Raw genomic sequence first — 15,762 nt, forward strand, 5'->3', positions numbered from 1 at the left:
GAGGGGGTCAGAATGGAACAGACCGGCAGCATTCCACCGGCGGGTGGCAGCATCCTCGGCACGCGGGTGAACCGCGTTGAGGACGACTCGCTGCTGCGGGGCGAGGGCACTTTTGTGGAGAACCTCGAGCTGACTGGCGCCGCCCACGTCGTATTTGTGCGCTCGGGCGTCGCCCACGGCGAGCTGGTCGACGTCGATCCGTCCGAGGCGCTCGATGCTCCAGGGGTGGTCGCCGTGATCACCGCCGACGACCTCGACCTTGCGCCGCTCGCACCGGCGCTGGGCATGGCGCCGCCGGGGATGGCCCGGCCGCTGCTCGCCACCGACCGGGTGCGCTTCGTCGGCGAGCCGATTGCAGCGGTGGTGGCCGAGACCCGTGCCCAGGCGGTCGACGCCGCCGAGCGGGTGATCGTCGAGGTCGACCCGCTGGCGGCGGTGGTCGATGCCGAGCGTGCCGCAACCGATGAGCTGGTGCTGTACCCCGAGGTGGGCACCAACACCGCCGTGACGATTGCCGCGCCCGACAGCGCCGATCTCGGCGACCGTGACCCGTTCGATGGCTGTGAGGTCGTCGTGTCCCAGCGCATCGTCAACCAGCGCCTGGCGCCGGTGCCGCTCGAGGTGCGGGTGGCGGCATCGCGCTGGCGGGACGGTCGTCTCACCCACTGGTCGACCACCCAGAACCCACACGGTGTGCGGGACGGTCTGGCCGTCATGTTCGGGCTCGACCAGGCGCAGGTGCGGGTGATCTGCCCCGACGTCGGCGGCGGGTTCGGCCCCAAGAACGGGCTGTACCCCGAGGAGCGACTCACCGCCGAGCTGGCCCGGCGCCTCGACCGCCCCGTGCGGTGGGTGGAGACCCGGTCCGAGTCGATGCTCGGGCTGGGCCATGGGCGGGCGCAGGTGCAGCACGCCACGATCGGCGGGCGTCGCGACGGCACGGTGCTGGCCTATCGCCTCGACGTGATCCAGGACAGCGGGGCCTACCCGTCGGTCGGGGCCGTGCTGCCGTTCATGACCAGGCTGATGGGGCCGGGCACCTACGACATCGCGTCGGTGTCGGTGTCGGCAAGTTCGGTGGTGACCAACACCGTGCCCGTCGAGGCCTACCGGGGCGCCGGACGGCCGGAGGCGACCGCCGCGATTGAGCGCATGATGGATTGTTTCGCCGCCGAACTGGGCATGGATGCCGTCGAGGTGCGCCGTAGGAACCTGATCGCCGGTCCTTTTCCCTTCACCACACCGACCGGTGCCACCTACGACTCGGGCGAGTACGCAGGAGCCCTCGACAAGGCGCTGACCGCCGCCGGGTACTCCGAGCTTCGCTCCGAACAACGGCGGCGTCGCGCTGCGGGTGAGGCCCCGTTGCTCGGCATCGGCGTGTCGACCTACGTCGAGGTCACCAACGGCCTCCGCAGCGGCGAGCACGGTTCGATCGAGGTGCACCCGGACGGCAGCGCGCTGGTACGCACCGGGTCGTCGGCACACGGCCAGGGGCATCACACCGCCTTCGCCATGATCGCGTCGGCCCAGACCGGCATCCCGATCGAAGCGATCACCGTGCGCCACGGCGACACAGACGACGTGGTGCGCGGCGGTGGTACGGGCGGCTCGAAGTCGCTACAGGTCGGTGGCACGGCGGTGCTGTCCGCCGCTGACGTGCTCGTCGACCGAGCGAGGGAGGTCGCCGCCGACGTTTTGGAAGCCGCCCCGAGCGACATCGTGCTCGACCTCGACCGGGCCGTCTTTCATGTGGCCGGCACCCCGTCGAGGAGCGTCGGGTGGGCGGAGCTTGCGACCCATGTGGCGGAGCTTGCGACCCATGTGGCGGAGCTGGCGACCCATGTGGCGGAGCTTGCGACCCATGTGGTGGAGCGTGGGACCCATGTTCCTGAGCTTGCGACCCATGTTGCCGAGCGCTCGACCCAGGCGGCGGTGGCCGACGAGCCCGCAACCGGCGTGCTGTCGGTGCTGCAGGGCGAGGCCGACCTGCCCTCCGCCGCCGCCACCTTTCCCTTCGGCGCCCACGTCGCAGTGGTCGAGATCGACCCGGAGACCGGGAAGGTCGACTACCTGCGCCACGTTGCCTGCGACGACGCCGGCCGCATCCTCAACCCCACCCTGGTCGACGGACAGGTTCACGGCGGCATTGCCCAGGGAGCGGCACAGGTGCTGTTCGAACAGATGGTGTACGACGAGGCCGGCAATCCGCTGACGGTCACCCTGGGCGATTATCTGATGCCGTCGGCGGCCGAGCTGCCCAGCTTCGAACGGGTCGAGTCCCAGACCGAAACGCCGATCAACCCACTCGGTGCCAAGGGCATCGGTGAGTCCGGCACGATCGGTGCCACCCCGGCGCTTCAGAGCGCCGTGGTCGATGCGCTCGCCTACCTGGGCGTGCGCCACCTCGACCTGCCGATCACCCCCGAGAGGATCTGGCGCGCGCTCGAAGCTGCGGCGCTGGGACCAGCTGGCTGAGCGACGCTGGGCGCCCTCACCGGCGGGGTGATGGTTCGTTGCCCGATGCGCTGGCCGGCGCGCCGTCGAGTGTCAGCGACAGCTCGACGATCAACTCGGTGCGCGTCGGATGCTCGCCCCAGCCCAGCGTGCCGCCCAGCTCGGTGACCGCCCGTCGCGCCGACGCCAGCCCGAAGCCCCCGGAAGGAAGCTCGGCAGGCCCGGCTTCGGCAGGTGTCGGCGAGGTTTCGGGCAGGGCGGGATCAAACCGATCGTCGAGCGGGTCGACCGCGTCCGCCTCGGCGCGGTCGGGGATGCCTCGAAAGGGCACATCGGCCCGATTGCAGACGGTCAGTCGAACGTACCGGTCGTCGAGGTCCAGCCGGATGAGCGGTGCGGTGTCGTCGCTGTGGGCGAGCGCGTTGGCCAGGCCTTGGTTGGCGACCTGGACCAGCACCTCCATCACCTCCCCGCCGACGGGTCGATCCCCTGTCGACTCGACGACCGGCGACAGCCCGAGCAGTTCGTAGCCAGCGGCGCACGCGGCGAGGGCGTCGGCGAGTGCCCCGGACTCGTCGTGTTCGCCACCGGACAGTTCGGTCTCCAGCGCCTCGGTCGTCGCTGCGATGATCTGGGCCAGGCGGCTCGGGTCCTCGTCAGGGTGGGTCAACAGGTAGCGCAGCGACTGGCAGGCCGTGTCGTGCACGGCGTCCTGAGCGGCGACCGTCTCGGCCTCGGCCACCTGCTTGGCGACCGTGGCGATCGTCTCGTTGGCGTGCCGTTCCAGCTGATCGAGCGAGTTGAACACGGCGGTGTGGGAGCGTCGCAACGCCATTCCCGCCGCCATTCCGTTGATCCAGTCGACCTGCCACCGAAACCGGTGCGTTCGCGCCGCCGGCGAGAAATACCGGTCGCCGAGAAACATGGCGGCACCGATGATTCCCCACGCCCTGAGCAGCTTGGGAAACTCGGCAATTCGGGTGGCCGCCACGGCGATGTGTACCTGGGTTTGGCCCGCCGCCCAGGTGCCGGCGACGTTGCGGTCGCTCGAGGCGCACTCGAAGGCGATGAGCAGCACAGCGAAGAGGGTGTCGGCCCGGCGGCTCCACGTGCGATCCAAGAAGGCGGGATGGGAGTCGGACCCCGGGCGTCCCCGAAGGCCGAGCCGCCCCAAGGTGACCGCTGCGGTGTAGATCGTCGACGACGTGAGCCCGGCGACCACCCAGCCGCGCCGCTGCTGGCGGTCGAACCTCGATGTGGTCACGAGAAGCGTGCTGATCAGCGTGGCCCCCACGACGGCGATGTCGCCGAAGGTCAGGCCCTGCTCGGTGCGCTCGATCAGGCGGGTCATCTCGGAAGCGTGGTCTGCCGCCGCAGCGGCGGGCGACGCTGTTTCGTCGTCCTCCGCACCCGCCAACCAGGCGCGGAGGGGCTCGTAGGTGGCGGACGAACAGGCCAGGGCCGCGTCGATGCGGTCCTCGCGCAGGTGGCCCTCGATGTTGTTGAGCGAGTCGACCGTGTCCCGCAGGCGCCGTTCGCGCAGCTCGCGCCGCGCCCGATCGGCCAGCAGCCGCGCCTGTTCGCTCATCAACCGGGTGCTGGCACGATCGGCCTGGGCACCGGCCTGAGTGACCTTGTGGACGGCCCAGCGTGAGCCCAGCCCCACCCCGATCGAGTTCAAGACGTTGCGACTGGCGATGTCGCTTGGCAGCCAGGACCGCTGATGGCGCCAGGCATCGACCTGGGGGAGGAGGTGAGCAAGCATCGCCGGCTCCGGTCGGTTCGGCAGCGCCAGCGCCAGCGCGGCGTTCCCCCACCAGGTCCAGAGCCCGAACCAGTCGTCGCCACGGTCGCGGTCGGCAGCACGGACGATGTGGGGGGAAAGCGCCATCAGAGCAGCCGAGGTGCCGATCACCTCGGCCGCCATCACCGGATCGTCGACCGACGAATCTCGTCCCTGACGTCGGCGCCATTCCCAGGCGGTGGCACCACCGGCGATCGCCGTCGCCAGCCACCCGAGCGCACGGCTCCGGGGCCCCCGCTGCGGGTCCATGGTGACGAATGCGGCGTTCGCCACCTGGCTCACGCGCAGGAGCAGGTAGCCCTCCCACAGAGCGTCACCCCACCGCTGCTCCATCGACGAGGCAGCGGTCACCGCCGTGGGGTCGGCGGCCGATGGATCGGTGGACACGAGGGAGACGCCGCTCGACGCCGCTAGGACTCGCTGGGACCGAGGCCGTGCTCGACCGCCCACGAGGCCAGCGCCGAGCGCTTCTTGCCCTTGAGGTCGAGCTTGGCGATGATCGAGCTGATGACGTTGTCCACCGTGCCGCCGGCAAGCCCGACCCGCAGTGCGATCTCCTTGCTGGTTGCACCGCTGGGAATCTCGTGCAAGACCCGCCGCTCGAGGTCGGTCAGCTCCTCGCCGCCGGGCAGGTACTCCACGCCGGCCTCGTAGGTGCGGCCGGCGGCCGCTTCGAGCACGGCGGTGACCAACTCGCCGCCGGCGGCCGACTTGGACACGAAGCCCAACGCTCCTGCCCGCAACGCCTCATCGCGGATGATCGCCGAACCGTGCATCGTGTAGACGACCGACGGAATGCCCCAGCTGGAGACCAGGGCAACGCTCTCGACCCCCCGGGTCTCGTGGCGAACCGCCAGGTCGATCACCGCCACCTTGACCTGTGAGGGCGTCCGCAGAGGCAGCGGCACCGCTCCAAACGATGGAAAAGTGCCGAGCACCTCCAGGCGCGCGTCCTCGCCGAGTTCCTCGGCGACGCCCCGCCGCGTCAGCGGATGGTCGTCGACGGCGATCACCCGCACCGGCGCCGTGGCCCCCGACCCGCCGGAAACGTGGGTGTTGTCAATCCTTGCGGTCATCCTGCCCTCCCGACCGGATGGTAGCGCGATCGCAGCCGGTCACCCCCTTGAAACTCATGCAGTTCCAATCTCATGCCATGTGACGGAATCGCTATCCGGCCAGAGTTCACCGGATGATGCGCAGTCGTTCCGCCTGCAGCGCTTGGTCGGTCGCCTCGGGTGGCAGCGCCACCGCCTTCGTAGCGCCGATCTGGAGCCTGCGTTTGAGCAGCTCTTCTGGTGGGCGATCCGGAGCTAGTCGCGTCGGTCGGCCAGGAAACCGAACCGCTCTCGCGTGGCCGCTGTGGCCCCCGGATCGATGTCGACCAGCAGCACGGCTTGGCGTTCGGAAGCCTCGGCCAGCACCTCGCCGTTCGGGCTGATCACCGCCGAGTCGCCGGCATAGTCCAGCTGGTTGCCGTCGGTGCCCACCCGGTTCACCCCCACCACATAGGCCAGGTTCTCCACCGCTCGAGCCCGCAGCAGCGCCCGCCAGTGCTCGCGGCGAGGACGAGGCCAGTTGGCCACCACCAGGTATCCGTCCACCTCGGTAGCCCGGCTCCAGTAGTCGTAGCTGAAGCGAAGGTCGTAACAGACGGTGAGGCCCCAGACCATGCCGTCGATCTCGACCGTGGCCAGGTCGTCGCCGGGGTCGTACACATCGGGTTCCCTGCCGAAGCTGAAGGGGTGGCGCTTGTCGTAGGTAGTCTCCGTCCCGTCGGGGCCGGCCACCACCAGCCGGTTGCGGGGCCGGCCGGTGCTGGTATCGATCGGCAGGGATCCGGCGATCCAACATCCCAGGGTCGTCGCCTGGTCGTGCATCCAGGCGACGCTCGGCCCGTCGGGAGCCTCGACCACCGCCTCGGCATCCAGGCTGAACCCGGTGGCGAACATCTCGGTCAACACGACCAGCCGGGCGCCTCCGGCGGCTGCAAAGCTCAGCCGTGGCTCCAACGTCTTTCGGGTGGCGGCAGCATCTTCCCAAACGATGTCGTGTTGCACGGCGGCGATCAGCATCACCCCAGTGTGGCGTCCACCCGGCCGACACGCCTACCGGTGCACCGTGCTCGCCGGTTCGGCGTTCCCACCGGCGCGCCATCTCTGCCTGCGGGTGCGGCGTGCCATTCGGGTGAGATGCAACCAGGGGTGGGGATGACCTCATCGTCGCCCAGTGACCGGAGGGTCCTTCTTGGGTGGGACGCGATGACGGGCGATGCGACCGTCGTGCACACGATCAGGCGGCAGCGGGCGGCCTGCCACGCCGTTGGGCAGCGCTTGGACGTGAGGGTCTGGCCGGGGTCGCTGGCGACTGGGTTGCTGGCGGGTCGCCACCCGACGGGCTGGGCTGACCCACACCGTCCGGTTCGCCCGAACGGCTGGGTTGGATTGGTACTGGCCGGATCGACCTTGGTTGGACCTTGAATCCTTCGGGGGTTGTCGAGATCGTGAGGCCGTGTTCGTGGACCCGGTGGTGGTGCTTGGAGCACAGGAGGCAGAGGTTGTCGAGGTCGGTTTTTCCGCCCTGGGACCACCAGTTGATGTGGTGCACTTGGCACCATTCGGCTGCCGTGCCGCAGACGATGCAGCCGCGGTCGCGCGCGGTGACAGCGGCTCGTTGCGCGGAGGTGGCGAGGCGTTGACTTCGCCCGAGCCACAGCGGTTGGCCGGTCGTGTCGAAGATGGCGGGGAGCACTTCGGCGTCGCAGGCCAGCGTGGCGACCGCTTCGGCCGACAGCGGGGTTCCGTCGGGTAGCGATCCACCGACCAAGTGCTGGCGAAGCGCGTCGAGGTTGGCGATCACCATCAGCTGGGTCGGGTTCGGCGCCGGCGGAATGGGGTCCGGCGGAGTGGGGGCCGGCGCTGGAACTGGAGCGGATCCGGTTCCTGGTGTCGGGCAGGGTCGTGTTTGGTTGCCATTCCCGGACGTCGGGTCGGTGGTTGGGTCGCTCCGACGGTGTCGACGGGGATGCGGCGGCGGGGTGGACCCGGAGCGGGTGGCTGCGATCGGATCGTCGCTGGGCCAGTTTGAGTCGAAGTTGAAGCTTGATTGACCGGCTGTCGTATCACCATCGGCCTCTGACGGCGGACCGCCCGCGTGGCCCACCGCCGCGGTGCCAGAAGCCGAGGCGGCGGGACGTTCCGGTTGGCAAACCGAGGTGTCGTCCGTGTCGTCCGTGTCGTCGGTGTCGTCGGTGTCGTCGGTGTCGTCGGTGTCGTCGGTGTCGTCGGTGTCGTCGGTGTCGGTGTCGTCGGTGTCGTCGGTGTCGTCGGTGTCGTCGGTGTCGTCGGTGTCGTCGGTGTCGTCCGTGTCGGTGGAACCGCCGGCCATGCCTGTTTGCCTGCCGCTACCGCTGGTGGAGGGACGACAGATGAGCGATTCAAGGGCATCGGCGCGGCGTTGGGCGACCATCCGCTTATTGTGCCGGAGGGCGCCGGACAGGTGCTCGGCCCGCCAGAGTTGGTCGGTCATCGCCGCCAACTGGGTGGAGATACGGGCGCCGGTGACCGGGTCGAACTGGGCGAACAGGTGGTGCATGCCCGTGTCGTCGTCGACCCACATCGACGCTTTGCGGCCCTGGCGCTGGCGCTGCTCGTGGGTCTTGCCGCCGTCGGGTGATCCGTCGATGTCTTCCTGACGCATCGTGCGAGCGAAGTCATCGGCGTTCTGGGCCTTGGCCTTCTCCAACAACGCGTCCTCGTTGTCTCGGACGTTGCGGGCCAGCTCAGGCTTGTCCATCCTGGACGCCATCTGTTCAGCCTGCTCGGCGCCGATTTCACCGCGTTCAAGCGCTTTGCGAGTTTTGGGCAGCCGGTCCAGCCCGCTGGCGGTCTTGGATGCCTTGCGGGCCTGACGTGATGACATATTGCCCGAGTTCCGCAATCGCTCGGCCACATCGCCGTGACGGCGGGCCAACTCGGCGATCACCAGCGATCGGCGGGCGATCACCATCGAATTCACCCTGGCCAATGCTTCGACCTCGGCATCCAACCCTGCTGCGTCCATCGCCGACACCTTCGTGCCGATCGACAACCCTCCGCACAAACAGTTCATGTTTCACCTCCCGCAACACTCCAGCGAACTCAACGCCCGAAGCCGCGACACATTGAAGACCACATCGTCGCTACCCGACATTGGCCGGGGCAGCACCGCCACCGCTGAACCTGGCGGACGACCGGCGTATCCGACAAAGGATTGACCGATTCGACCCGACTCGGGTCACCGTTTTTGATCCAGCGGACCCGGAACGGTATTGCGATGTACCCTCCATGGTGACGAACAAACGTTCGATTGTCAAGGGTTTGTCGGGAGATTTCCAGACAGGGATTTCTAGGGACGGGTCAGCCCCGCCAAGCGGCGCCCGGCCTCGGCGATCAGGTCCGGTCGCTTGCAGAACGCAAAGCGCACCAACGCTCCGGCCCGCTCGGGCTGGAGGTAGAACGAGCTCAGCGGGATCGCGCCGACGCCAACCGCCTCGGGCAGGCGTTGGCAGAACTCCATGCCGTTTGTGGCGCCGGTCCACGCGGCATCGGCAACGACGAAGTAGCCGGCCTCGGGAACCGGAGCCTCGAAGCCGGCATCGGTGAGGACGTCGATGAGGAGGTCCCGCTGGGCGACCAGCCCCGAACGGATCTCGGCGATCGGAGCGTCCCCCAGGGCAAGCCCGGCGGCAACCCCGTGCTGGAGCGCGCCCGACGAGGTGTAGGTGAGGAACTGCTTGGTGCGCCGCACCGCATCGATCAGCTCGGCCGGTCCGGTGGCCCAGCCCACTTTCCAGCCGGTCAGCGCAAACGTCTTGGCAGCCGACGACAGGGTGATCGTGCGCTCGAACATGCCTGGCATCGTGGCCAGCGGCACGTGGCGGTTGCCGTCGAAGGTGAGATGCTCGTAGACCTCGTCGGTGATCACCACCAGATCGGCCTCGACCGCCACGTGAGCGATCGCCGCCCGCTCGGTCTCGTCGAGCACCCGCCCGGTCGGGTTGTGGGGCGAGTTGATCAACATCGCCCTGGTGCGATCGGTCACCGCTGCGCTGAGCGCATCGGCGTTCAAGCGCCACCCGGGCGGCCTCAGCGTCACCGGTACCAGTTGCGCTCCGGCCAGGGAGGCGATGGCGCCGTAGCTGTCATAGCTGGGCTCGAGCGCGATCACCTCGTCGCCGGGGACGCACACCCCCAGCAGCGCGGCGGCGATGCCCTCGGTGCAGCCGACGGTGATCAGCACACCGGCATCGGGGTCGACGCTCAGGGCGTAATAGCGGGCCTGGTGATCGGCGATGGCGCGGCGCAGCTCCGGGATGCCGTCGCCGGGCGCGTACTGGTTGGGTCCGGCCCGCAGGGCGCTGGCCGCCGCCTCGATCATTTCGACCGGCCCGTCGACGTCAGGCGCACCTTGGCCCAGGTTGATGGCGCCGTGGGCTGCGGCCAACGCGCCCATCTCGGCGAAGATCGTGGTGCCCACCCCGGCCAGAGGGTGATCGGGCGGCAGCATCGGACGGTCGTCAGGCGACGCGCCGGAAGCGACGGTCACGGCGTCGCATCGCCGTCGAGCGCGGCGCTGCTCATCAGCCGACCTGCCCACTCGGGTTCGACGTGCCCCTCTTCCACCAGCCAGCGGTACGTGTCGGCGATCATGCTCCAACGGTCCCGGAAGCTCATGCCCAGGGCATCGAGCGTGGCCGAACTGTCGGCGGGCACCATGCGGGTGGCATCCTCCATCGCCTCGCGGGTGAGCTCGAAGTCCACCGGTGGGGCCACCGGAGCGCTTTCGGCCAACCGTCCGAGCCCCCGCATGACCGCGCCCGGCACCTTTCGACGCCGGGGCGATCGGCCGGTCATCTCGTCGAGGATGTCGGCCATCTCGCCCCAGCGGATGAAGTGCCCGCCCAACATGAACCGCCGTGGACCGCGCCCCGGCCGCATCATTGCGGTGTGGGCGGCGGCAAGGTCGCGCACGTCGACAAGGTTCATGCCACTGGGGAGGACCCAGCGGTCGCGAATCAAGGCGATCGCGGCCTGGTGCATCGCCGGTAGCGGGTGCTCGGGCACCCGGGGGCCGAACACCCCGCTGGGGTAGGTGATCGTCACCGGCGCGCCGGCCGCCTGCATGCCGCGGGCAAAGCGTTCGGCGTCGCCCTTGGACCGGGCATAGCCCTCGGAAGCGGCGCTCAGCGGCGAGGCGACGGTCAGCGAGGCGCCTTCGAGAGCGAAGACCGCCACCGACGACACCGAGATGATCGGATCCAACCTGGCGGCCGCCGCCAGCTCGAGCACCGTCTCGGCCGCGGTGGTGTTGATGCGGTTGACCCGCTGAGCATCGGCCTTTTTCAGGGCGACGGTGGCGGCGGCGTGGACGACGGCGTCGCAGCCGTCGACCGCACGGTGCACGGCGGCACGATCGGTGGCGTCGCCCACAATCACGTCGCTCGGCCGCACGCCGAGCGGCTCGAACACCCTGTCGATCCGCTCGGGTCGCCGAGCCAACAGCCGAACCTGGTGCCCGTCGCGCAAGAGCGCTGCCGCGGTGTGTGAGCCGACGAACCCGGTGCCGCCGGTGATCAGTACTTTCACGTGTGCCTCCCGTTGGCGACCATGGTGCCATCCGCACGTCCGGCGGCCCAACGTGTCCATCGTCGGGGGAGCAACGTGTGAGCGAACGTTGCCTCGCCGTGTTGGCGTGGCCGGCCTGATCACCGTGGGGCGAATCTGCGATCAGCTCGGCCCGATCGATCCGGGCGGACGCGCAACCGCGCGCCCCGGAGGACGCGCGGTTGACGTGAATTAGAGATAGTGAGGGTCGCCCCTGAGCGGGGCGGGCACTCAGCTGAGGCGCTCGATCACCATGGCCATGCCCTGGCCACCGCCGACGCACATGCTCTCCACGCCAAAGGTCTTGTCCTCGGTCTGCAGGTTGTGGATCAGGGTGGTCATGATGCGGGCGCCGGTCATGCCGAACGGGTGACCGAGGGCGATTGAACCGCCGTGGACGTTGAGCTTCTCCATCGGGATGCCCAGCTCGTCGGCCGAGGGCAGCACCTGGGCGGCGAAGGCCTCGTTGATCTCGACCAGGTCGATGTCGTCGATGCCCATCTTGGCGCGGCCGAGGGCCTGCTTGATCGCCTCGACCGGGCCGAGGCCCATGATCTCGGGGTTGAGGCCGGACACGCCGGACGACACGATGCGTGCCAGCGGGGTCAGGCCCAGCTCCTTGGCCAGGGTGTCGGACATGACGACCACGCCGGCGGCGCCGTCGTTGAGGGGGCAGGCGTTACCAGCGGTCACCGTGCCGCCAGGGCGGAACACCGGGTTGAGGCCCGACAGCTTCTCGGCGGTCGTGCCGCGCCGGATGCCGTCGTCGTCGGTCACCACGGTGCCGTCGGGCAACGTGATCGGGGTGATCTCGTCGGCCCAGTAGCCACTGTCCAGGCTGGCCTCGGCCAGGTTCTGGGAGCGGGCGGCAAACTCGTCCTGGGCCTCGCGGCTGACCTGCTTGTACTCGGCCACGTTCTCGGCGGTCTGGCCCATGGCGATGTACAGGTCGGGCAGGCCGTCGTGGGGCGCCCAGTCGGCCTCGTTGCCCTCGGCCATCTTGGCGGTGCGGGCCTCGGCCTCCTCGAAGGTCGGGTTGTGGGGGCCGTCGGCCATGCCGTGGACGTAGCGGCTGACCGTCTCGACGCCGGCGGCGACGAAGCAATCGCCCTCGCCGGCCTTGATGGCGTGGGCGGCCATCCGGATCGTCATCAGCGACGACGAGCAGTAGCGGTTGACCGTGACGCCGGGAACCTGGTTCCAGCCGAGCAGCACGGCGGTGGCGCGACCGATGTTGTGGCCCGATTCGCCGGCCGGCTGGCCGCAACCCATCAGCAGGTCGTCGATGTGGTCCGGGGTGACCGCGGGCACCTTGCTCATCAGGTCGGTGAGCACCTGAGCGGACAGGTCGTCGGGACGGATGTCCTTCAGCGAGCCCTTCATGGCCCGACCGATCGGGCTGCGGGCGGTTGCGACGATGACTGCTTCGGGCATGTTTCCTCCGGGTGGTTGGCCGGCGGGGTGTCGGCGGCGCGTGTCGACCCTAGATGCGGTCGACGGCCGGATCGATTCCCCCTGCCGATCTTGGTGACCGCATGGTAACAACCGCTGGCGCTCCGGCGCGAGCCGACGCTTCTCAGCGGCGGCTCGTGTTTCCGACCGGAGCGGCGGTGAGGCCCACGAGGTAGCGATCGGTGGCGCGGCGCTGGAAGAAGCGCGTGGCCGGGAGGCCGATGCGGGTGATCAGGTTGCCGGGTCGCCACACCGCCTCGATGCGGGCTGATCGTGCCCTCGCCGTCTCGCTCGACGAGGAACAGCTCCTCCCCCTGCTCGGGGTGGTGGGGGAGCGTGGCGTAGACGAAGCCGAACCGGTCGGGCTCGTCGATGACCTCGACGATGCGGCACGTGCCGGTGACCGAACCGGGGCCGATGGGGTAGGCGAAGGCCAGCGTGGTGTCGACGGCAATGTCCGGCGTCGGGGGCGAGAGGGTGAGCCCTGCGGTGCGCTGCGCCGCCCAGGTCGTGATCGCCCGACGGGCGGCGTCGAAATCGTCGTGGTCGGCCCGGCGGGTCCAGCGGTCTCGCCGGTAGCCGGGCGGCGTGGGGGAGTGCGCCATACCCGCGGGTGCGGTTGGGGCATCCGCTGTCGCCGACGCCGCCAGTTTGGCCAGCGCATCGGTCGATAGGCGCCCGAAATGGAAGACCGACTTCGAGCTCAGAGCGATCCTCAGGGGAAGAAGCGGCTGACCGTGTCGACCACGCAGCTCGGCTTGGCCGCACCGTCGATGGTGACGCTCACCCGGACCACCGCCTGGGTGCCGCCGCCGACCTCGTCGACCGACATCACCTCGGCGGTGCCCCGCACAACCGAACCGACCGGCACCGGCGACGGGAACCGCACCTTGTCGACTCCCACGTTGACGCCCATCGACGTGCCGGTGACCTCCAACATTTTGGGCATCAGGTCGTTGACGAGCGACAGGGTGAGGTAGCCGTGGGCGATCGGGCCTCCGAACGGGCTCTCGGCGTTGGCCCGCTCGACGTCGACGTGAATCCACTGGTGATCGCCGGTGGCGTCGGCAAACGTGTTGACCCGCTCCTGGGTGATCTCCACGCCATCGGTGGGGCCCAGGGTGGTGCCGACCAGGGAGGCCAGGTCGCCCAACGCCACCTTGCTGACCGGCTGTGGGCTGACCGGCTGTGGGTGGTGTGGGTGGGGCTGGATGTGTCGCTCATCGCTGGGTCCTTCGTACTCGGGGCATGGCTGCTCGATGGTCTGAAGCGTTGGGGTGCGGCTCAGGCGTGCTGGCTGGAGACCGAGATGACCTCGCCGGTGAGGTAGCTGGCCAGGTCGGAGGCGAGGAACACCATCACGTTGGCCACCTCCCACGGCTCGGCGCCACGACCAAAGGCCTCTTGGCCGCGCAACTGGTCGAGCAGCCCATCCGGGGTGACCTTCTCCAGGAAGGCGTGCATCGCCAGGCTCGGGGCCACGGCGTTGATGCGCACGTCGTGCTTGGCGGCCTCCATCGCGGCCGAACGGGTCAGCGCCATCACGCCGGCCTTGGCGGCGGCGTAGTGGGCCTGCAGCTCCTGGGCCCGCCAGCCCAGCACCGAGGCATTGTTGACAACGGCCCCGCCGCCACGCTCGTACATGTGGGGCAGCACTGCGCGCAGGCATCGGAACGTGCCGGTGAGGGTGACGTCGAGCACCATCGACCACTGCTCGTCGGTCATCTCGACGATCGGGGCGTTGCCGCCCAGGCCGGCGTTGTTCATCCACACGTCGATGCCGCCGAGGGCCTCGATCGAGCCCTGGACCAGGTGCTGCACCTGTTCCTCGTCGGTGACGTTGCACAGGATCGTGGTCGGCCGGGGGCCGAGCTCGGCAAGCCGGTCGGCGGTCTCGCCCAGGCGGCGCTCGTGCAGGTCGGAGATCACCAAGCGGGCGCCCTCCAGCTGGCATCGCTCGGCGAGCGCCGATCCGATGCCGGTCCCGGCGGCGGCGGTGATGACGACGCCCTTCCCTTCGAGCAGGTGTCGGCCTGGGGGCGGTTGCGGAGCGGTCGGCACGGCGTTCTGGTCGGTCATGTCATTACCTGTCGTTCGTCGGAGGGAGGTGCTGGGGGTCGTTTGGTGGGGCGAAGATGGGGGCGGGCCCACTACCTGGCCGGGGGGCGGGGTTCCCGGGGGAGGCCGAGCGCCCGCTCGCCGATCACATTGCGCTGGATCTGGTTGGACCCGCCGTAGATCGTGTCGGATCGAGTGAAGAAGAACAGCCGATGGGCCGCCTCCATCTCGTCGGCGTCGTGGGTATTGTCCGCCCGGCCGTAGGGGGTGAGCGTCGCTTCGGGCCCAAGGGCGTCCATGGCGGCCTCGCCCATGTCGCGGTGCAGGCCGGCCCAGTACAGCTTGTGGATCATCGCCTCGGGCATGAGCTCGCCCGACTCGGCCACGCCCAGGCTGCGCACCGAGTTCCAGCGCATGATGCGCAGGCGCACCCACAGCGACGCCAGTTGCTGGCGCAAGGACGGATCATCCCACCGGCCGGTGCGGCGGGCATCGGCGCAGATCTCGTGAAACTCGTGCTCAAAAGCAGCCTGCTGGCCCAGCGTGAGCGCGCCCCGCTCGAAGGCCAGGGTGCCCATCGCCACCTTCCAGCCCTCGCCCGGCTCGCCGACCACCAGGTCGGCGTCGGTCCGAGCGCCGTCGAAAAACACCTCGTTGAACTCGGCGGTTCCCGTGATTTGGCGGATCGGCCGGGTCTCGATGCCGTCGCCGTCCATCGGCACCAGCAGGTAGCTCAGCCCGTGGTGGCGGACGCTGTCCGGCTCGGTGCGGGCCACGACGAAGCACCAGTCCGACCACTGGGCCAGCGACGTCCACACCTTCTGGCCGTCGAGCACCCACTGGTCCCCATCGAGGCGGGCCTTGGTGGTGACGTTGGCCAGGTCGCTGCCGGCGTTGGGCTCGGAGTAGCCCTGGCACCAGTACTGCGTGCCGTCGACGATGCCGGGCAGGAACCGTTGCTGTTGGTCGGCGCTGCCGAAGTGGATCAGCGTGGGGCCGAGCAGGCCCTCACCGATCAGTCCGGCCCGGCCGGGCCCGCCGGCACGGGAGTACTCCTCGTGAAAGATCACCTCGAGGTGCAGCGGTAGGCCTCGGCCGCCGTGCTCGGTGGGCCAGCCCACGCAGGTCCAACCGCCGGAGGCCAACTCGCGCTCCCAGGCCATGCGCTCGGCGATGAAGGAGTGCTCGTCGCCGGGCCCACCCCGGCCGGCGAGCTGAGCGAACTCGCCGGTGAGATGCTCGTGCATCCACGAGCTCACCTCCTCGCGAAAGCTCTGTTCCTCCGCGGAGAGTCCGAAGTCCACGTCTCGCTCCTCTGCGGCGTCGGGGAAGACCGCTCGCGGATGCTAC

At 69.4% G+C, this 15,762-nt stretch carries 12 protein-coding genes; 1 reads left to right on the forward strand and 11 read right to left on the reverse strand.

The genetic code is table 11. From position 1 onward, the window contains the following. Window positions 1-12 precede the first annotated feature (12 nt). On the forward strand, window positions 13-2,478 hold the full coding sequence (locus IPN02_13310; GenBank protein MBK9297781.1) for a xanthine dehydrogenase family protein molybdopterin-binding subunit: 2,466 nt from the start codon (window positions 13-15) through the stop codon (window positions 2,476-2,478). Window positions 2,479-2,494: 16 nt separating this feature from the next. Here IPN02_13310 and IPN02_13315 read toward each other — a convergent pair whose 3' ends face one another. From IPN02_13315 to IPN02_13365, 11 genes are all read right to left on the reverse strand, one after another. After that, window positions 2,495-4,648: a hypothetical protein gene (locus IPN02_13315; GenBank protein ID MBK9297782.1), complete on the reverse strand. Its 2,154-nt coding sequence runs from the start codon at window positions 4,646-4,648 to the stop codon at window positions 2,495-2,497. 23 nt (window positions 4,649-4,671) lie between these two features. Next, entirely contained in the window at window positions 4,672-5,337 is a 666-nt protein-coding gene (locus tag IPN02_13320) for a response regulator transcription factor (protein MBK9297783.1), read from the reverse strand. Window positions 5,338-5,571: 234 nt separating this feature from the next. Beyond that, window positions 5,572-6,333, reverse strand: coding sequence for a carbon-nitrogen family hydrolase (locus tag IPN02_13325; GenBank protein ID MBK9297784.1), 762 nt, complete (start codon window positions 6,331-6,333; stop codon window positions 5,572-5,574). 217 nt (window positions 6,334-6,550) lie between these two features. Further along, on the reverse strand, window positions 6,551-8,368 hold the full coding sequence (locus tag IPN02_13330; protein MBK9297785.1) for a DUF222 domain-containing protein: 1,818 nt from the start codon (window positions 8,366-8,368) through the stop codon (window positions 6,551-6,553). A 276-nt stretch (window positions 8,369-8,644) separates the two neighbouring features. Beyond that, window positions 8,645-9,805, reverse strand: coding sequence for an aminotransferase class I/II-fold pyridoxal phosphate-dependent enzyme (locus tag IPN02_13335; GenBank protein ID MBK9297786.1), 1,161 nt, complete (start codon window positions 9,803-9,805; stop codon window positions 8,645-8,647). A 35-nt stretch (window positions 9,806-9,840) separates the two neighbouring features. After that, a complete protein-coding gene (locus IPN02_13340; protein MBK9297787.1) occupies window positions 9,841-10,884 on the reverse strand; it encodes an SDR family NAD(P)-dependent oxidoreductase in 1,044 nt (347 codons plus the stop codon). Window positions 10,885-11,133: 249 nt separating this feature from the next. Further along, entirely contained in the window at window positions 11,134-12,336 is a 1,203-nt protein-coding gene (locus tag IPN02_13345) for an acetyl-CoA C-acetyltransferase (protein MBK9297788.1), read from the reverse strand. Beyond that, window positions 12,282-12,959: a DUF1990 domain-containing protein gene (locus tag IPN02_13350; GenBank protein MBK9297789.1), complete on the reverse strand. Its 678-nt coding sequence runs from the start codon at window positions 12,957-12,959 to the stop codon at window positions 12,282-12,284. Before IPN02_13350 ends, IPN02_13345 begins: the two co-directional genes overlap by 55 nt. 110 nt (window positions 12,960-13,069) lie before the next feature. Beyond that, on the reverse strand, window positions 13,070-13,513 hold the full coding sequence (locus IPN02_13355) for a MaoC family dehydratase (GenBank protein ID MBK9297790.1): 444 nt from the start codon (window positions 13,511-13,513) through the stop codon (window positions 13,070-13,072). 125 nt (window positions 13,514-13,638) lie between these two features. Beyond that, entirely contained in the window at window positions 13,639-14,433 is a 795-nt protein-coding gene (locus tag IPN02_13360) for an SDR family oxidoreductase (protein ID MBK9297791.1), read from the reverse strand. A gap of 71 nt (window positions 14,434-14,504) precedes the next feature. Further along, window positions 14,505-15,716: an acyl-CoA dehydrogenase family protein gene (locus IPN02_13365; GenBank protein ID MBK9297792.1), complete on the reverse strand. Its 1,212-nt coding sequence runs from the start codon at window positions 15,714-15,716 to the stop codon at window positions 14,505-14,507. Window positions 15,717-15,762: the final 46 nt, after the last annotated feature.

It is taken from the genome of Candidatus Microthrix subdominans (assembly GCA_016719385.1).
In the GTDB taxonomy this organism is placed as follows: Bacteria; Actinomycetota; Acidimicrobiia; order Acidimicrobiales; family Microtrichaceae; genus Microthrix; species Microthrix subdominans.